Annotated in this window: 18 protein-coding genes; 9 read left to right on the plus strand and 9 right to left on the minus strand. The window is 57.9% G+C overall.

Annotated features, from left to right (window positions below; translation table 11 throughout):
* The first annotated feature begins 80 nt into the window (after window positions 1-80).
* Window positions 81-1157, plus strand: a complete 1077-nt coding sequence (locus AC07V4_RS11110) for a 3-deoxy-7-phosphoheptulonate synthase (RefSeq protein WP_431752150.1) — start codon at window positions 81-83, stop codon at window positions 1155-1157.
* A gap of 58 nt (window positions 1158-1215) precedes the next feature.
* Here AC07V4_RS11110 and AC07V4_RS11115 read toward each other — a convergent pair whose 3' ends face one another.
* Complete coding sequence (locus tag AC07V4_RS11115; RefSeq protein ID WP_431752151.1) at window positions 1216-1497, minus strand: GNAT family N-acetyltransferase; 282 nt, start codon at window positions 1495-1497, stop codon at window positions 1216-1218.
* Window positions 1498-2108: 611 nt separating this feature from the next.
* Between AC07V4_RS11115 and oprI the strand changes: the two genes are divergently transcribed.
* Window positions 2109-2360, plus strand: a complete 252-nt coding sequence (gene oprI, locus AC07V4_RS11120; protein ID WP_003172710.1) for an outer membrane lipoprotei OprI — start codon at window positions 2109-2111, stop codon at window positions 2358-2360.
* Between the two features lie 134 nt (window positions 2361-2494).
* On the opposite strand, the gene AC07V4_RS11125 is transcribed toward oprI, so the two are convergent.
* The 3 genes from AC07V4_RS11125 to AC07V4_RS11135 form a co-directional block, all read right to left on the minus strand.
* On the minus strand, window positions 2495-3463 hold the full coding sequence (locus AC07V4_RS11125; protein ID WP_492636288.1) for a L,D-transpeptidase family protein: 969 nt from the start codon (window positions 3461-3463) through the stop codon (window positions 2495-2497).
* An 81-nt stretch (window positions 3464-3544) separates the two neighbouring features.
* A complete protein-coding gene (locus tag AC07V4_RS11130) occupies window positions 3545-3838 on the minus strand; it encodes a hypothetical protein (protein WP_003189866.1) in 294 nt (97 codons plus the stop codon).
* Between the two features lie 58 nt (window positions 3839-3896).
* The gene (locus AC07V4_RS11135; protein WP_431751077.1) at window positions 3897-4502 is read right to left on the minus strand and encodes an arylesterase; all 606 of its coding nucleotides are present in this window, start codon (window positions 4500-4502) and stop codon (window positions 3897-3899) included.
* A 10-nt stretch (window positions 4503-4512) separates the two neighbouring features.
* Between AC07V4_RS11135 and AC07V4_RS11140 the strand changes: the two genes are divergently transcribed.
* The gene (locus AC07V4_RS11140) at window positions 4513-5196 is read left to right on the plus strand and encodes an ABC transporter ATP-binding protein (protein WP_005786391.1); all 684 of its coding nucleotides are present in this window, start codon (window positions 4513-4515) and stop codon (window positions 5194-5196) included.
* Window positions 5196-7706: an ABC transporter permease gene (locus tag AC07V4_RS11145; protein WP_492636287.1), complete on the plus strand. Its 2511-nt coding sequence runs from the start codon at window positions 5196-5198 to the stop codon at window positions 7704-7706. The genes AC07V4_RS11140 and AC07V4_RS11145 overlap by 1 nt, the downstream gene beginning before the upstream one ends.
* 45 nt (window positions 7707-7751) lie before the next feature.
* On the opposite strand, the gene greB is transcribed toward AC07V4_RS11145, so the two are convergent.
* Window positions 7752-8225, minus strand: coding sequence for a transcription elongation factor GreB (gene greB, locus AC07V4_RS11150; protein ID WP_492636286.1), 474 nt, complete (start codon window positions 8223-8225; stop codon window positions 7752-7754).
* Window positions 8226-8344: 119 nt separating this feature from the next.
* Entirely contained in the window at window positions 8345-9349 is a 1005-nt protein-coding gene (locus AC07V4_RS11155; protein WP_492636285.1) for a hypothetical protein, read from the minus strand.
* A 239-nt stretch (window positions 9350-9588) separates the two neighbouring features.
* On the opposite strand from AC07V4_RS11155, the gene AC07V4_RS11160 reads away from it, so the two are divergent.
* The 3 genes from AC07V4_RS11160 to AC07V4_RS11170 are packed head-to-tail and all read left to right on the plus strand — an operon-like array spanning window position 9589 to window position 12995.
* The gene (locus AC07V4_RS11160) at window positions 9589-10515 is read left to right on the plus strand and encodes an ABC transporter ATP-binding protein (protein WP_492636284.1); all 927 of its coding nucleotides are present in this window, start codon (window positions 9589-9591) and stop codon (window positions 10513-10515) included.
* A complete protein-coding gene (locus AC07V4_RS11165; protein ID WP_492636283.1) occupies window positions 10512-11237 on the plus strand; it encodes an ABC-2 transporter permease in 726 nt (241 codons plus the stop codon). Before AC07V4_RS11160 ends, AC07V4_RS11165 begins: the two co-directional genes overlap by 4 nt.
* Window positions 11238-11252: 15 nt before the next feature.
* Window positions 11253-12995 (plus strand): Gldg family protein, encoded by a 1743-nt coding sequence (locus tag AC07V4_RS11170; protein ID WP_492636282.1) that lies wholly within the window; start codon window positions 11253-11255, stop codon window positions 12993-12995.
* Window positions 12996-12999: 4 nt separating this feature from the next.
* Here AC07V4_RS11170 and AC07V4_RS11175 read toward each other — a convergent pair whose 3' ends face one another.
* The 3 genes from AC07V4_RS11175 to AC07V4_RS11185 form a co-directional block, all read right to left on the minus strand.
* The gene (locus tag AC07V4_RS11175) at window positions 13000-13308 is read right to left on the minus strand and encodes a class I SAM-dependent methyltransferase (RefSeq protein WP_177012963.1); all 309 of its coding nucleotides are present in this window, start codon (window positions 13306-13308) and stop codon (window positions 13000-13002) included.
* Window positions 13309-13566: 258 nt separating this feature from the next.
* Window positions 13567-14001, minus strand: a complete 435-nt coding sequence (locus tag AC07V4_RS11180) for a DoxX family protein (RefSeq protein WP_492636281.1) — start codon at window positions 13999-14001, stop codon at window positions 13567-13569.
* A gap of 103 nt (window positions 14002-14104) precedes the next feature.
* Window positions 14105-15526 carry an MltF family protein gene (locus AC07V4_RS11185; RefSeq protein ID WP_492636280.1) on the minus strand — a complete coding sequence of 474 codons (1422 nt, stop codon included), beginning with the start codon at window positions 15524-15526 and terminating at the stop codon, window positions 14105-14107.
* A gap of 235 nt (window positions 15527-15761) precedes the next feature.
* Here AC07V4_RS11185 and AC07V4_RS11190 point away from each other — a divergent pair, with 235 nt between their 5' ends.
* Both AC07V4_RS11190 and AC07V4_RS11195 read left to right on the plus strand, forming a co-directional pair.
* Window positions 15762-16568 carry a TatD family hydrolase gene (locus tag AC07V4_RS11190; protein ID WP_492636279.1) on the plus strand — a complete coding sequence of 269 codons (807 nt, stop codon included), beginning with the start codon at window positions 15762-15764 and terminating at the stop codon, window positions 16566-16568.
* A gap of 96 nt (window positions 16569-16664) precedes the next feature.
* Window positions 16665-18146 carry a methyl-accepting chemotaxis protein gene (locus tag AC07V4_RS11195; protein ID WP_492636278.1) on the plus strand — a complete coding sequence of 494 codons (1482 nt, stop codon included), beginning with the start codon at window positions 16665-16667 and terminating at the stop codon, window positions 18144-18146.
* Window positions 18147-18209 lie beyond the last annotated feature (63 nt).

Raw genomic sequence — 18209 nt, forward strand, 5'->3', positions numbered from 1 at the left:
CCCCTGCATTCAAATCATGCTGTGCTCCGCCGCACGGGGATGGCTGGCGGCCGGCACCCGTGACCCTGACGAGTAACACGATGGCTGATTTACCGATCAACGACCTTAACGTCGAATCCAACGAGACCCTGATCACGCCCGATCAGCTCAAACGCGAAATTCCCCTGAGCGACACTGCCCTGCAGACCGTCACCAAGGGCCGCGAAGTCATCCGTGACATTCTCGACGGCACCGACCACCGCCTCTTCGTGGTGATCGGCCCGTGTTCAATCCACGACCTCAAGGCCGCCCACGAGTACGCCGAGCGCCTCAAGGTACTGGCAGCGGAAGTGTCCGACACCTTGTATCTGGTCATGCGTGTCTATTTCGAGAAGCCACGTACCACCGTCGGCTGGAAAGGCTTGATCAACGACCCTTACCTGGATGACTCGTTCAAGATCCAGGACGGCTTGCACATCGGTCGCCAGTTGCTGCTGGACCTGGCCGAAATGGGCCTGCCGACCGCCACCGAAGCCCTCGACCCGATCTCCCCGCAATACTTGCAGGACCTGATCAGTTGGTCGGCCATCGGCGCGCGCACCACCGAATCCCAGACTCACCGCGAAATGGCGTCCGGCCTGTCCTCGGCCGTGGGCTTCAAGAACGGTACCGACGGCGGCCTGACGGTGGCGATCAACGCACTGCAATCGGTCTCCAGCCCGCACCGTTTCCTGGGAATCAACCAGGAAGGTGGCGTGTCCATCGTCACCACCAAGGGCAACGCCTACGGCCACGTGGTATTGCGCGGTGGCAACGGCAAGCCCAACTATGATTCGGTCAGCGTTGCCCTGTGCGAACAGGCTCTGAACAAAGCCAAGATCAAGCCGAACATCATGGTCGACTGCAGCCACGCCAACTCCAACAAGGACCCGGCCCTGCAACCGCTGGTGATGGAAAACGTCGCCAACCAGATCCTCGAAGGCAACCAGTCGATCATCGGCTTGATGGTCGAAAGCCACCTGAACTGGGGCTGCCAGGCCATTCCAAAAGACCTCGCCGACTTGCAATACGGCGTGTCGATCACCGATGCCTGCATCGACTGGTCCGCCACCGAAACCACCCTGCGCAGCATGCACGCCAAGCTCAAGGACGTCTTGCCCAAACGCAAACGCACCTGAACTGCGCACACAAAAACGCCGGGCTAAGCCCGGCGTTTTTCATGGTGCTGCCTATGACTCACAACTTCGCAGCATGGCGCTGGTGGCGCTCCATGTAGCGCTCTACGTAAGAACACGAAGGGATCACTGTGTAGCCCGCCTCTTCAGCGAACTTCAACGCCTCTTCGGTCAACGCGGCAGCAATGCCACGGCCCCGCAGCGCGTTGGGTACGAAGGTGCGATAGATATCCAGGGTCTGCTTTCCGAGGTCCATATAGGTCAGATAGGCACGATGACCGTCCACATTGGTCTCGAACTGATGACCAGCCTGGTCATGGTGGATGGACAACGCATCGCTCATCACTACTCCTCGCGGGTCTGGAATTGCGACCCCTACCTTACCGATGTTTTTCCGGCGAAGGAACATCTACGCCACCCCGTGCCGGTTTCGACAACGAGAAAACCCATAGCGCTCACAACCAGCACGTAGGGAGATAGTAGGCACCAATCCTGCAATTGCTCAAGGCGCACACGTCATTCCCTGCCGCTGGTGAATAGAAAGGGCCTCGATCAACCAATGATCGAAAGCCTGAACATTGCCGGCAGTTGAAGCTTGAGACGAACAGGCGCTCTTAAAGTCACCTCTACATGCGCAAAAGATGTCAGGCGGGTTAAAGGAAACCTGTACAAAAGTGTCAGCATGGATATATATATTTTCACCTGTTCACCCGGCTTAACACATGCGGGGCGTAGCTTTCAGCCTGGATCCAATCTCAATCGCGATGCAGAAAATTGGATAGTTTTTATGCAGATTTCCAAAAGATTAGCCAAAATAGATTCAGCTCAAGAATTTTTTTTGCTTCTTGCGCTACGTCAGTTTACTTACTACAAGTAATGGGTAGTATGTACGCCGGCTATCAGCTCAATCTGAGAAAGTAGCCATTTAATAGAAAGTCCTTGAAGGGGAACACGATGAACAACGTTCTGAAATTCTCTGCTCTGGCTCTGGCCGCAGTTCTGGCTACCGGTTGCAGCAGCGTCTCCAAAGAAACCGAAGCTCGTCTGACTGCAACTGAAGACGCAGCAGCTCGCTCCCAGGCTCGTGCAGACGAAGCCTACCGTAAAGCTGATGAAGCTCTGGCTGCTGCTCAAAAAGCACAACAGACTGCTGACGAAGCTAACGAACGCGCTCTGCGCATGCTTGAAAAAGCAAGCCGCAAGTAATAATCCTTCGGGGTTGTTATCAAGCCGATCCATTTTTGGATCGGCTTTTTTATTGCCTGGAGTCCAGTCTTGAGCCCCAGGCAATAAAAAAGCCCGCCACAGCGCAAAGCGGTGACGGGCCTTGATCGAGAGACTTATTGCTGCAAATCAACCGGTACGCTTGAGGCGACTGGCGCGGTTCCGGGTACGCCGATCTCAGTCGGCAGACCATCTTCAGCAGCAACCACATCCCGTACCTGATCCCAATTGACTCGCAGGTTGTTGGCCAGGTCTTCGCGCTTGAGCAAGGCATTGATGACCGCAGTGTGCTTGTCGACCACCGATGGCGTGCCGTCGTCGTTCAGTGGTGTATGGGCTTCGAGATAGACCTTGCCACCACTGCTGCCGAACTTGTAGGCGTCGTTGATGATGCGCACCGACGTACCCACCGGCACCATACCGGCCATCTCCAGCACGTTGTTATTGAACATGCGGAAGCAGCCGTGACTGGTACGCGTGCCGATACCAAATTTCATGTTGGAGCCATGGATCAGATAGCCCGGAGTGCCCAGGGTGAACTTGAACGGCCCCAGCGGGTTATCCGGGCCAGCAGGCACCACATTGGGCAACGGATCGCCATTGGCGGCGTGTTCGGCCTTGATCGAGGCAGGGGGTGTCCAGGTAGGGTTCGGCGTCTTGGCGATGATACTGGTATGGGCGATCGGCGAGCCCCAGCCTTCACGACCAATCCCCAACGGGAAGGTGTAGACGACGTTCTGTCCTTTAGGGAAGTAGTAGAGCCGGTATTCCGCCAAGTTGATCACGATGCCTTCACGCGGGCCGGGCGGCAGGATGAACCGTGTCGGCAGCACAATCTCGGTGCCCGCACCGGGCAGCCAGGCATCGACGCCCGGGTTGGCCGCGACCATTTCCGAATAACCAAGATCGTAGGTAGTGCCCAGGTCGGCAAAGGTATCTTCGTATTTGGCCTTGATGACCTGGACCTGACCAACGATGTCCTCACCTGGCGGCGGCAAGGGCAACTGCAAGGCTGCCGCAGAACCGGCCGCACAGAGAGCAGCGAGGGACAGACAGCAGGTGACGACGGAAAGGCGCGACAACATCCGGAAAATCCTTCGCAGAACGACGGGTAGGAAAAAATTGATTGTATACGTGAAGCGGGCTTCAAGCATCAATCCGCCCCGCTATAGCTCGAAGCGCAGCTCCGGCCAGATAGGCGGCGTGCCGCGCTTTTGCGATTCGAGAATGGCGCGACATAAAGGGCAGAGCCGCTGATCTTGAAAAATCGAGCGATTCACCGATGACCAGCGGGGTTGTGCCGGCAACAATGTACCGCACAGCGTACGGTCGATCGAGCCGCCCAATTCCAGCTGACGCGCCACCAAATGCACCCTGACTTCCTGGCAGGCGAACAGATCCAGCTGCTCGTCCGGCTCGATCAGTTGGTAGTTAAACAGGGACCAGGCAGGACGCGACATCGAGGGCTCCAAATCGGGGGGGCGCCACCTTAGCCGAAAGCCTGCCGGTAGAAAAGCGTCATAGCAGCGGTTTTAGCGTCGGCCAGACATTTTCGAGCAATTTGCCCTGGGCACCGACCGCCGGGTGAAGTTGATCTGCCTGCATCAACTCCGGGTGGCCACCCACGCCCTCGAGGAAAAATGGCACCAGCGGCACGTTTTTCTCCTTGGCCAATACGCCATACACCTCCGCGAATGCCGTGGTGTAGCGCGGGCCGTAATTGGGCGGCAATTGCATCCCCAACAGCAGCACCTTGGCACCACCGGCCTTGGACTGATCGATCATCGATGCAAGATTTTGTTTCAATTGTGCTGGAGGCTGGCCACGCAAGCCGTCATTCCCCCCCAATTCGATAACCACTACGTCTGGCTTATGCTCTGCAAGTGCCGCTGGCAGCCGCGCCAAGCCTCCCGCACTGGTGTCGCCACTGATGGAGGCATTGACCACTTTATCGCCGAAACCTTCCTGCTTGAGCCGTTGTTCCAGCAATGCGACCCACCCCTTGCTGGTATCCAGGCCGAAACCGGCACTGATACTATCGCCAACGATCAGGACTGTACCCGCCGCTGCGTTCTGGGCCATGCACATCAAGGCCAGGCCAGCACTCAAAAACCACATTCGCATCGGATTCTCCATGGGCGCAAGCATTCTCACCGCGCGAAACCTTAGCAAAGTGGTTCCCAGCGCGGAAGGTGAACTGACTATCCTGCACGAACTGAGCCTGGAACTGAACAAGGGCGATAGCCTGGCTATCGTCGGCAGTTCCGGCTCCGGCAAATCCACCCTCCTCGGCCTGCTGGCCGGCCTCGACCTGCCCAGCAGCGGCGAAGTCACCCTGGCCGGCCAAGCGCTGAGCACCCTGGATGAAGACCAGCGTGCGCGCATCCGTGCCGAGCATGTGGGCTTTGTATTTCAATCCTTCCAATTGCTCGACAGCCTCAACGCGCTGGAAAACGTCATGCTGCCGCTGGAGCTGGACGGTCGCAAGGACGCCCGCGAGCGCGCCCGGCATTTGCTGGAGCGTGTCGGCCTGGGCCAACGCCTGACCCACTCTCCCCGCCAGCTTTCCGGTGGCGAGCAGCAACGGGTAGCGATCGCCCGCGCCTTTGCGGCCGAACCGGATGTGCTGTTTGCCGACGAGCCCACCGGCAACCTCGACAGCCACACCGGCGAGCGCATCAGCGACTTGCTGTTCGAGCTCAACAAAGAGAGCGGCACGACTTTGGTGCTGGTCACCCACGATGAACGCCTGGCCCATCGTTGCCGGCGCCTGATCCGCCTTGAAGCCGGCCTGATGGTCGCGCCCCTGGAGCCTTGATGGCACGTTTGCCGCTGTTGCGCCTGTTCAGCCTTGCCATGCGCCAATTATTACGGGACGCCCGCGCCGGCGAATTGCGCGTGCTGTTCTTCGCCCTGTTGGTAGCCGTCGCCGCCAGCACTGCCATCGGCTACTTCGGCGCGCGGCTCAACGGCGCCATGCTGTTGCGCGCCACTGAATTCCTCGGTGCCGACCTGGTGCTCGAAGGCAGTTCGCCGGCTCGCCCAGAGCAGATAAAGTCCGGGACCGAGCTGGGGCTGGACCACGCGCGCATCGTGGAGTTTTCCAGTGTCATCGCCACGGATAACGGTATCCAGCTCTCCAGCATCAAGGCGGTCAACGAGCAATACCCGCTGCGGGGAGAGCTTAAGAGTGCTGCAGAGCCCTTCGGCGCCGAAACAGCAGGAGGCGGCCCAAAGCCTGGTGAAGCCTGGGTTGAAGCACGACTGCTGACGGCGCTGGAGCTGAAAGTTGGCGATAGCATCGATGTTGGCATGAAGACCCTGCACCTGACGCGCATACTCACTTATGAGCCAGACCGTGCCGGCAACTTCTATAGCCTTACGCCCAGAGTGATGATCAACCTCGCGGACCTGGATGCCACCGGTGTGGTTCAGCCCGGCAGCCGCGTCAGCTACCGCGAACTATGGCGCGCTCCCCAAGGCAGTACAGCGTTGCAGACCTATCGCGACTTGGTCAAGCCCGGCCTCGCCGCCAACCAGCGCCTGCAGGACTCACGCGATGGCAATCAGCAAATCGGTGGCGCTTTGGGCAAAGCCGAGCGCTACCTGAACATGGCCAGCCTGGTGGCCGTGCTGTTGGCCGGCGTGGCCGTGGCATTGTCGGCCAATCGCTTTGCCAGCCGACGCTTCGACGCCAGCGCACTGTTGCGCTGCCTGGGGTTGTCACGGCGCGAAGCGATGCTTCTGTTCAGCCTGCAACTGAGCGTACTGGGCCTGCTGGCAAGCCTGACCGGCGCCCTGCTCGGCTGGTTGGCGCAATTTGGGCTGTTCTATTTCCTGCACGACCTGCTGCCGGCAGATGTGCCGCCCGGCGGGCTGCTTCCGGCAGTCGCAGGCATCGGCACCGGTCTGGTTGCCCTCGCCGGCTTCGCCCTGCCGCCATTGGCAGCCCTGGGGCGCGTTCCACCGTTGCGAGTATTGCGGCGTGACCTGTTGCCTATCCCTTCCAGCACCTGGATGGTCTACGGTGCCGCACTGTTCGCCCTCGGCCTGATCATGTGGCGCCTGAGTCTCGACCTGGTGCTGACGTTCGCGTTGCTGGGCGGCGGCGTGGTGGCTGCGCTGATTCTGGGTGGCTTGCTTCTACTGCTGCTGCAAAGCCTGCGGCGGTTATTGGCTCGCGCATCCCTGCCTTGGCGCCTGGGCCTGGGCCAACTGCTACGGCATCCGCTGGCGGCGGCTGGCCAATCTCTGGCGTTTGGCTTGATCCTGTTGTCCATGGGATTGATTGCCTTGTTACGTGGCGAGTTGCTCGACACCTGGCAGAACCAGTTGCCCAAGGATGCCCCCAACTATTTCGCCCTGAATATCCTGCCGGCCGACAAAGATGCGTTTGGCGCTCGCCTGCTGCAGGTGCAGGCGCAGTCCGCGCCATTGTATCCAGTCGTGCCGGGGAGACTGATCAGTATCAATGGCGAACCTGTGCAGGAGATTGTCAGCAAAGACTCCAGCGGTGACCGTGCAGTACAACGCGACTTGAGCCTGACCTGGGCCGCCGATTTGCCACCCGGCAATGTCCTGACGGCTGGTTCCTGGTGGTCGCCACAACCGAGCGATGACATTCCCGGGGTGTCGGTAGAAGCCAAAGTCGCCGAAAGCCTGAAGCTCAAGCTCAACGATCATCTGGTGTTCACGGTAGGCGGCGAAAATCGCGAGGCCCGGGTGACCAGCCTGCGCACGATCAACTGGGATAATTTCCAGCCCAATTTCTTCATGATCTTCCAGCCGGGCACATTGAAGGACCTGCCCGCAACCTATCTGACCAGCTTCTACCTGGCGCCGGGGCACGACCAGCAGATCGTCGACCTGTCCAGGGCCTTCCCGGCCGTTACCATCCTGCAGGTCGAGGCGTTGCTGGAACAGTTGCGCAGCATTCTTGCCCAAGTGACCTTGGCGGTGGAATACGTGCTGCTGTTTGTGCTGGCCGCAGGCATGGCCGTGCTGTTCTCCGGCTTGCAGGCCACTCTCGACGAGCGAATTCGCCAAGGCGCGCTGTTGCGTGCACTCGGCGCCGAACGCAAGTTGCTGGTCAAAGCGCGACGCATCGAGTTCGGCCTGTTGGGTGCGGTCAGCGGCCTGTTGGCTGCACTCGGCACCGAGCTGGTGACCTGGGTGCTGTACCGCTACGCGTTCGACCTTGCCTGGCACCCTCACCCGTGGCTGTTGCTGTTGCCGGTGATCGGTGCCGTGCTCATCGGTGGCGCCGGGGTATTCGGTACGCGACGAGCCCTGAATGCCAGCCCTCTGACAGTACTGCGCGAAGGCTGAAGCGCGGCAGGCCTGCGCCCCGTCCTGGGCGCAGGCCATCATTACTTACTTCACATATTCGATGAGGGTGATCCACCAGCACACCTCACCACTTGGGGTCTGCACAATCGCCTCGTCGTCCACTCCCTTGCGCAGCAACGCACGCGCCATGGGTGAATCGATAGAGATGTAATCCATGCGGTCGTAGATCTCGTCATAACCCACGATCCGAAAACGCTTGGTTTCACCCTGCTCGTTTTCGATATCCACCCATGCGCCAAAAAACACCTTCCCTTCCTGCTCGGGCATGTACTCCACGACGCGCATGTCTTCCAGGCGTTTACGCAGATAGCGTACCCGTCGGTCGATTTCACGCAGCAGCTTCTTGTTGTACTGGTAGTCCGCGTTTTCACTACGGTCTCCCAGGGAAGCAGCCCACGTCACTTTGCGCGTGGTATCCGGGCGCTTCTCACGCCACAGGTAATCCAGCTCTTTTTTCAGCGCTTCATGACCTTCTTTGGTAATCAGCTTGGTACTCAAACCCTTGCATCCCGAGGCAATGTCCATTGGGGCCGATACGTCACGACATCACGCCCTGGCGCCGGCTGGCTAGCGCTGATGATAAATGAACCCAGCAAAGTAGCCAGCCGGTAGGCAGATCAACTCAGCTCCGGCGCCCCGAGGACCTGATCCAATTCAAGGAGAGTGCCCTGCAGGCGCTGTCGCATGCCTGATAACTGCGACATCATCAGCGTCAGTTTTTCGGTCCTCCGACCAACGTCCACCACCTGATCCTGGAGTTGTCTCTGGCGCTGCTCCACCTCACGGCTTTTCTCATCCAACTGGCTTTGCTGCTGCTGCAATCGAACTTGCCACTGCTCAAGCATCTCTTCTCGCTCAATGGCCGCGTGCTTTTTTTGTGTCAGTTCTTGAGCGATCCGAGCGAGATTAGCCAGCGTACTGTCCACCTCCAGCAAAGAGGCATGTTCCTGATGGGCTGGCGGTTTCGCAGGTGCCGCCTCGCCTGCTTCAAACTCAACCGGCGATGCACTCGGCTCGGTTTGCACAAGCGCCGAGGGTACCGCAGCGACCGAATGCGCAGGTTCTTCAACGGTGTATTCGTCCGGCAGTTGAGTAGCTGCCTTCGGTTGGCTCACGCTTTTCGGTGGCGCAACCATCTGTGACGAAAAGCGAATAGTCGGCACGATCACCGTATTACTTTCGATCGGGGGCAATGCGGGCGCAGATATCCCCAAAGTAATCACCTTCATCACCAATGCCTTCTTGATAATGACCGAGTGATGATCTTCTGGCCTGGCAGGTGGCAACCTGCAACCTTTCAAATCCACGAAATGGAAGGCAATCCGGGACTCACCAGCGCCACTTGTCTTTGCGCCGGATGCCGTCATGAGGATCTGCTTGAAGACATGCATCGCAACTTGCAAATCGTCCTTAGAGTCCACCCCCCCGAGGAAATACCGTTCGAGCTTTTTACGGAGTGCCGCGATATAGACCCTTGAGTGACCCGGTTCAGTCTCTTCATCCAGGCTATACACAAGAAAGTTAGAGGCGATCTGGGCGACAGCGAACCCACAGAGCAGTGCACCGTTGACGGGTGCCTCTTCGCCACCGCGTTCAAGAACAAGAGTACGTAGAAGCATCATGACAATCAGACCTCATCACAAAAGTAAAATCTTATATAAACACCAGATAAACATCCGACCGCTAATAAGCCCTCAGGACAAAGCAATTGTTTCAGTGAATTATCAAGCCTGACGTAGGACTTGTCTTATTAATCATCCCCCGCGTTCCCAAGCGCAACTATTGAACGTACCCTTTTTAAAGTTCACACGCACATCCCAGCCGTTGCCCATACGCCCGGCCAAACTTATTCGGTAATCCTATGATCGAGATAAGCAACCTGACGAAACGAGTGGGCAAAAGGAGTGTCATCAGTCATTTTTCATTCAACGCCCAGCGCCGGGAATGTGTAGGTCTGTTTGGAGAAAAAGGTGCAGGTAAAACAACTTTATTGAATTTGATATCAGGTGCGATCAAACCAACTTTCGGGCAAATCAATATTCAGGGATTCAGCACCCAGCCCCATCCACTTCAAACAAGGAAAGCCATCGGGTACCAACACTATGATGGTCTCAGCCATGATGCGATGTCGGTCAAAAGCCTACTGAGTTTCATTGCTGCCATTCGGGGGTTCAGTGGTGCCGAAAAGCGCAGAAGGGTGGATCAAGTCGTCACACGCCTAGAGTTGCTACCCGTATTTAATTACCCGATCGATACCCTCTCCCTCGGCATAAAGCGCAAAGTTGCGATTGCCCAGGCCATTGTGCATTCGCCCGACCTGCTGTTGCTGGACGAACCCATGGAAGGGCTTTGCACAGATCAACGGCTCAAGCTAAGTGCCCTTATTCGGACTTTAAACGAGGAGATGACAATCATCATTGCCTCCCGCCGTTGCGACGCGCTGTCCGACATCTGCAGCCGAGCATTGGTTATCGCAGGTGGGCGCCTTAAAGCCGATGCGTCACTGGTGGATTTGCAGCGTAACTCCCGACATTTCCAAGCCGTGACCCTAGCCGCGGATACACCACTGGATTTACTGGCACTTGCCGTGCTACCCGGCGTCGCAGGCATCGAAGAAGACCGGCTCGCACCGGGCACGGTAACGGTTCTAGCCATGCCCGGCCACTCCATTTTCCCCTCAATCAACGCGCTCATTACCCACCGCGGCTGGAACATAACGTCCATGAGCCTGGAGCCAGGACGCCTGAACGATGTCGTTCACCATCTCAGCCAAGAGGTATCCCCTTGAAACTGCTACCCACTATTTTCAAACGCCAGCTCATCAGTTATGCCTCCTCACCAGAGACCTATTTGAATGTGGCAGTGTTCTTGGTGCTGTGTACCGTATTGGGCTTGCACACTCAGCACTGGATGGAACGAAACAGCAGCGACTTGCAGGCTTTCTTCGAGCTTCACCCCTGGCTCTATCTTCTGCTGATCCCCACGCTATCGACACAGCTGTGGTCAGATGAGCACAACGCAAGCTTTTCCAATATGATGAAAATCTTGCCTATTACCTCTGCAGAACGTGTAATTGGAAAGTTTATGGCGGCCTGGGTCGTGTGCAGTATTGCCCTGATATTAAACTTCCCAATAGTCATCGCCGCCAATTATCTTGGCACCGCCGACAACAGCATTATCGCCTCGCAATTCATCGCCAGCTGGTTATTGGCGGGTAGTTATCTGGCCGTCGGTAGCTTCGTATGCGTACTGACACACCAACGCATTATTATTTTCCTACTGACATTAGGCCTATTGCTGACAGTCAGTGGACTTACGTCAGCTCTGGATGCGTTCGAACATCAGGCGCCGATATGGGTGATTGATAGTTTGATATCGCTCAACCCTATTTTACGCTTCAGCACGATGGACAATGGGAAACTGACTCTTCATGACTGTGCTTACTTCATCAGCATCATCTTTTTTTTCCTATCCGCTACAACCATCACACTCAACTACAAAAACCGCTGAGAAGGATAGCCCCTGATGCGATCCGCTCTTCGTACGGGTATGACACTCATCGTCATATCGTTAATTTTCCTCGCATTCAATCTCGTCTGGGTAAAAAAATTGCCTGATGCCCGCTGGGATTTTTCACAAGATAAAATCCACACTTTATCGCCAGCCGTACGGGACTTTCTCAAAACCCTCGAAAGCCCACTGGATTTGTATTACTTCAACTCGATCAATGCCCCCAAGAAAAGCCACACATTGGAGCGCTACGGCCAACAGGTGGAAGACTTACTCAAGGAGTTCGAGAAGGCGGCCAAGGGCATGATCAACCTACACGTTATCGACCCAACTCCGTTTTCCGAAGAAGCCTACAGGGCCAGTTTATTCGGGCTTGATAATACGCAAGGATTCCAGGGCCTCATTGGCACCCGCGCCGGCCAAAGTGCGCAACGCATCGAAGCCTTCAACCCGGACCAGGCGTCCTTGCTTGAGTACGAAATCAGCCATCTGATCCATCAGTTGATGCACCCCGGGCGCCCAACCGTCGGCCTGCTGTCAGGCCTTGCGTTACACACGTCTGCTGGAGAGCTATTGGCGCACCTGAACGAGCATTTCAACCTGGTTGAACTGGCTTCCAATATCGCCCAGGTGCCACCATCGATAGACACGCTGATGGTCGTGCATCCGCGCGCCCTGCCCGAGCAGACCCTGTATGCGATTGAACAATATGTATTGAAGGGCGCCAAGCTGATGATTTTTATTGATCCTCGGAGCGAAATGGACACAACCCCCGCATCGTCAGGTTCCCGACTGGATGGACTGCTGGCCGCATGGGGTGTACAGATGCAGGCGGACAAGCTGTTGGTCGATAACCTCTACGCCTCATCGACCACCCAAGACCCAAACAAGCCAACGGTATTACGCCCGGCCTTGCTGAACCTGCCACGACAGGCCATGACCGCCAGCGATGTCAGCAGTTGGAAACTGAGCTCAATGATCGTATCGAGCAGCGGCGCCCTTTCTCGCACTCGGAAAAGCCGAACGACATTCATCCCACTGCTGCGAAGCTCCCGGCGATCCCAACTGATTGACGTAGGAAGTTTTGCTTCAGCGACGCAGTTCGACTCATTCATCGATGAAGCGGCTGCGCCTGGACAGGTCCATGTCATCGCAGCTCGCCTTGAAGGCCCCGCCTACTCGGCATTTCCCGATGGCATTAACGGGCAGCCACCTGGTTTGCAGAAGACTGCGCAGATCCAGGTGGTGTTGGTCGCCGACACGGATTTACTCGCAAACACGGTCATCCGTTCCGTTCCCAACAACAATGTGCAGTTTGTCTTGAATACATTGGATAACCTGGCGGCGCCCCCAGCGCTTGCGAATATTCGACCACGTACCTTCACCCGCCCCCTGCATGTGCTTGAACACATGCGCGACGCAGCGGCACAGGTTTATCAGGAGAAATCGGGAGAGCTGGAGCGACGACTTGAACGCACAGAACAAGAGTGGCAACGGCTGGCCCCACAGATCGCAGGTTTTGGCGCCCAGGCTGTCGATACCAATACCCAGTTACAAGCGCTCAATAAAGAACGGCTGCGGCTACCCATGGAGCTGAATGCACTGGAGATCGAGGCTTATGCGCGTGTGCATCGCTTCGAATACCTCTTGAAACTGCTTTTGATCGCAACGGTGCCGCTACTGTTGTGCCTGATCGCCTGGGGGCTTTCTCTTTGGCTGCGCCGGCGTCGAGCGCTTTCTTCATTGACCTGTCACTGAGCACTCAACGGCGGGCAATCAGCCCTTGCCGGGCAATACGCGTCAGTTGGCGGATCACTTCATCGGCATCGCTGGCGCTAGGCGCCTGGATCACCGCAAGGTCGAAACTGTCGCTGGCAAAACGGGCCAGGGAATCGCCGTCTTCAACAAACTGAATCAGAAACGCCGAGGGCCGCCCGGTGCGACGGGGCCAGCCATCCAGGTAACGCAACAGCGTGGGTTGGTGCTTGCCGCCAAGGAGGATCTTGGGGTTACGTTGGGTCAGGTCCGCAGTGATTGGGGCCAGGCGAATAAGGGGGCGTAGTGCATTCATCGTGTCGTGTCTCTGCCTCAAAAGTCTGCGGGCAGGTGAGAGGCAACACCGAACCAGCGCTTTAGCGGTATTTCGAAGTGTGCTCTGCATGAGATAACACGCTTCTGTCGGGCTGTATGAGTCCCAGTGGCGCCCCGCAATTAGCTGTTTAAATCGGCGCATGAGCAGCATCCTAGAGAAGCCGATAGGCCAGTGTCAAGAATTCCAGGCAACGAAAAAGCCCGCTCATGGCGGGCTTTTTAGAGGGGTACCCAGGGATCAGCGGCTGATGGCTCCATCGGCCGACAGTTTGCCAGCGCCTTCCAACATCACCGCCAGCGAGCCGCCTAGCAAAGCCAATGCGAACTCATAACCGTTGTTGGCCATGAACAGACCGTTGTGGATATGCACCGAGAAAATCGCCACCAGCGATAGGATGGTCAGGCCCAATGCCGCAGGGCGCGCCAACAAACCGATGATCAACGCCAGGCCGGCAAAGAACTCGGTACCACCCGACAATACCGCCATCAGGGTGCCCGGAGCCAGGCCGATGCTTTCCATCCATTGCGCCGTGCCAGCCAGGCCGTTACCGCCAAACCAACCGAACAGTTTCTGCGAGCCGTGGGCGGCGAAGATAATGCCGACGAAGATACGCAGAATCGTCAGGCCATACCCGGCGCGGGTGGACAGAATGCTTTTAATCAGTGGGCTCATGGGGATAATCCTTTTCAAAGTAGGGTTGGGTTGGCCGCTATATTAATCAGATTAAGCAATGATAAAAGCCAAAAATATGCCTTATCAATATCGATTTAATCGATTATTTGCGTGAGACAATCTTCGGCCCAGCCGGCTCAAGGGACTCCCGCTCCCGATTGAACGCCAGGTAGTACTTGTTCACGCTATTAACATAGCTGACGCCGCCCATCCCTACCTGCTCCATGGCAATGCGTTCAACCTGGAAGAACCACTGATTCGGATTAAGCCCACGCCGACGGGCCTCCGCACGCATGCCCTGCACCCGCTCCGGCCCCATGTTGTAAGCGGCCAGCACAAAGGCCATGCGCTCTCTCTCGTTGAGCTTGGGGCTGGCGAAGAATTTTCGACGGATCATCGCCAGGTAACGCGCCCCTGCTTGCACATTGCTATCAAGGCTCTCGATATTATTCACCCCAACTCGCTGCGCCGCCGAAGGGGTGATCTGCATCAAGCCCGTCGGGCCGCCACTGTTGCGCGCTCCGGGGTCGAGGGAGGATTCCTTGAAAGCCAGCGCGGCCAGGTTCAACCAGTCCATGCCTTGCTCCCGGGCGTGCTTTTGCAGAACGGGGCGCAGCTTCTCCAGGCGCTGACGATCGGCGCGGGCCAGCGGGTTGCGTACCTGATAGAGGCGTCGGTAAATCCGTTGAAAGGCCACATCCTGGTCGGACGGCGTTCGATAGGTCTTGAGGAACCGGTCAATGCTGGCCCGCAGCATCGATGCATCCTGACGCACGAACCAATACTCGTCACCTGGCTCGCTGATCGCCACCTGCTTATCAAAACGCAGCTTGGGCAGGATCTTCGACCAGCGTTCGGCAATGGGTTTCTCGACGATGGTCAAATGGAAGATCCCGGCCTGGACCATCTCCAGCACATCTTCCACCGCCAGTGTCGGGTCGACCCACTCCACCTTCACCGGCGGTTGCTTGTGCAGCGCCAGCTTCTGGTTGACTTGGCTGATGGCATCCGCTGCGGCACTGCCGGTGGTCAGCATCAACGTGCGCCCGGACAATTGCTCCAGCTTGGTAAACCGTCGCTCGCCCTTAACGCCCACCAACCACAACGGCACATTGCTGGCTATCGGGTCGCTGGCGCTGATCCTGTGTGCAGCCTTCACATCCAGCAGTTCACCAGGGGCCACCAGGTCGCCTTCACCGCGGGCCAACGCGCCCAGCAACTGATCCTTGGCCTTGGGAATGATCTTGAGGTTGATTTCTTCACCGTCACGGGCGTGACCGTTCAGGTACTGCTCAAAGGCCCGCAAGCGATGGTATTCGACACCGATGGCCTGGCCCTGGATTTCGCCAGAGCTGTTGCGGCTCTGGTTGACCAGCACCCGCAAGGTGCGGCTGGAACGAATCTGTGCCAGGTCTCGCACCTTGCCGGGCTTGGTCACTTCCAGCGGGCCGTCCAGACGCGCCACCGCCGCCATGGGCAGCAGTAACGTCAGGCACAACATAAGCAACGCCGAGGGTCGGATCATCCGCTCTCCGGAAAGAATACTGGCCAGCGCCATCGTGAAAGACGAGGTGCTGGAGGTCAGAAACAGAGCGCTTTAAGCGCTGGCAAGACACGCAACGGCGGCACGGAAGAAGGCGTTCGGCCAACCACAATGTCACTTGCGACGTTCAAAGACAGCTTTAACTCGTTGTAGTTCTTGATTTTCTTATAAATCTACAGCTCTGATATGCTTTCCGGCCGCAGGCGGAGATAGCACCATGCAACTCATTGATATCGGCGTCAACCTGACCAACCCCAGTTTCGACGAGAGGCACCAAGCGGTTCTTGACCGTGCCTATGCCGCCGGCGTGCAGCAATTAGTACTCACTGGCACCAGTGTCGACGGCAGCGAACAGGCCTTGGAACTGTGTGTAAAACTCGATGAAAGCGGCCAACGGCTGTTCAGCACCGCCGGCATCCACCCGCACTCCGCCAGCGACTGGAATGGTGACAGTGCACAGCGCTTACGCGGTTTGCTCAGCGAAAGCCGCGTGCGTGCGGTGGGTGAATGCGGGCTGGATTTCAACCGGGACTTTTCCCCGCGTCCACAACAGGAAAAAGTCCTCGAGGAACACCTGGCCTTGGCAGTCGAGCTGAAACTGCCGGTGTTTCTCCACGAACGCGACGCCAACCAACGCCTGCTGGAGATCCTCAAGGACTACCGCGACCACCTGACCGCCGCCGTGGTGCATTGCTTCACTGGCGAGCAGCAGGCGCTGTTCAGCTACCTCGATCTTGACCTGCACATCGGTATCACCGGTTGGATCTGCGACGAACGCCGTGGGACACATCTTCACCCACTGGTCAGGGAAATTCCCCGTGGCCGTCTGATGCTGGAAAGCGATGCGCCGTACCTGCTGCCGCGCACCTTGCGACCAAAACCGAAAAATGGACGCAACGAACCGGCTTATCTGCCCGAAGTGCTGCGCGAAGTCGCCTTGCACCGTAACGAAGCCATCGAGGATCTGGCCGAGCACAGCACCGCCAGTGCTCGCGCCTTTTTTGGCCTGCCTCAAGTGGATTGATGCGGCGCATTGACCCATGTCAAAACCGGTTTTTGGAGTAGCGGCACAATAATGGCACCTTGCCAATACTGTTTCCGCTATCAGAGAAAACCTTCCATGGGTGCCTGGCTTAGCAATATCTCGCTGAAATACAAATTCTGGGCCGTCAACGCGGTCGCCTTCATCACCACCCTGCTGCTGGTGCTGTACGCCGTGCAGCTTGAACAACAGGCACGCAGCGACGCATCCCAAACCTCGGCGCAAGAGCAGGCGCGCGTACTCGCTGCCTGGCCCGTCGACAAGCCGTTGCCCAAGGGCGAGCATTGGCTGGAGTTTACGCGGGGCCAAGTCCCACAACTGGCAGACCAGGATCTGTCAGCCCTGAGCAGCGCCAACGGCTGGATCGAACTTGATCACATACCCCTGTTCGGTGAAAACCCGCTGATCGGCGCCGAAGTAATCACCCGCGAGGGCGGGCAACAGATCGCCGTGTTGGCCTACGGGCGCAGCCTGAGCCAGGTCTTCAGCGAACGCTTCGCCAACTACGCCGTGGCCGTGCTGATCCTGATGCTGGCAATGCTCGGCGCCTCGCAATTGCTGATCCGCTTCCTGCTCAGCCAGCTCAACACGCTCAAGGATGTGATGCTGCATGTTGAAAAAACCGGCGACCTGTCAGCCCGCGTGCCCTTGGCCTGCAAAGACGAAGTCGGCCAGATGGCCAGTGCGTTCAACGCCATGCAGGCCGGCTACCAGCGCGTGGTCAATACCGTGGCGCGCACTGCCCAACAACTGGACGAGGGCGCAGCACGCCTGGCCAGCAGCATGAACGAGGTCCAGCACGGCATGCTCGGCCAGCAAAGCGAAACCGACCAGGCCGCCACCGCTATCAATGAGATGACGGCCACGGTCTACCACATCGCCCAGCACGCCGGCGCCACCCGCGATCTGTCCCAGTCTGCCGACACACTCGCCGGCAGCGGCCAGGAAGTGGTCATTCGTGTGCAGCGCTCGATCGCCGGGCTGTCCACCGGTGTGCAACAGACCGCCGAAATGATCCAGAAACTGGCCGAGGACAGCCAGAAAATCAACGGCGTAGTCGGTGTCATCCACAGCATCGCCGAACAGACCAACCTGCTCGCCCTCAACGCCGCCATCGAAGCCGCCCGCGCCGGGGAAATGGGACGTGGTTTTGCCGTGGTTGCCGACGAAGTGCGCAACCTCGCCAAGCGCGTGCAAAGCTCCACCGATGAAATCACCCGCATGGTCTCGGCGCTGCAAGCCGGCACCCGTGATGCGGTGGACTTCATGCAGGAAAGCTCATTCAAGGCCGACGACTGCGTGCAACAGGCTCAGGAAGCCGGTGCCGCACTGGCCGAGATCACCGGCGCCGTGGCCCAGATGCGCGAAAGCAACACCCAGATCGCCGTGGCCGCCGAGCAGCAAAGCCATGTGGCCGAAGAGATGAACCGTGCGGTGGTGAGCATTCGCGATGTGACTGAAAATACCGTACAGCAGACCGTGGACTCAGCCACCACCAGCAATGAACTGGCGACGTTGGCTGGGGAGTTGAGCAAGGCCATCGGGCAGTTGAAGCTGTAACCCTGCAAAACTGGCTATGGGTCCCATAGCCAGCCCCAATTCGCCGGTCTGCCAACCCCCGCC

It is taken from the genome of Pseudomonas sp. GW821-FHT03A09 (assembly GCF_059421065.1).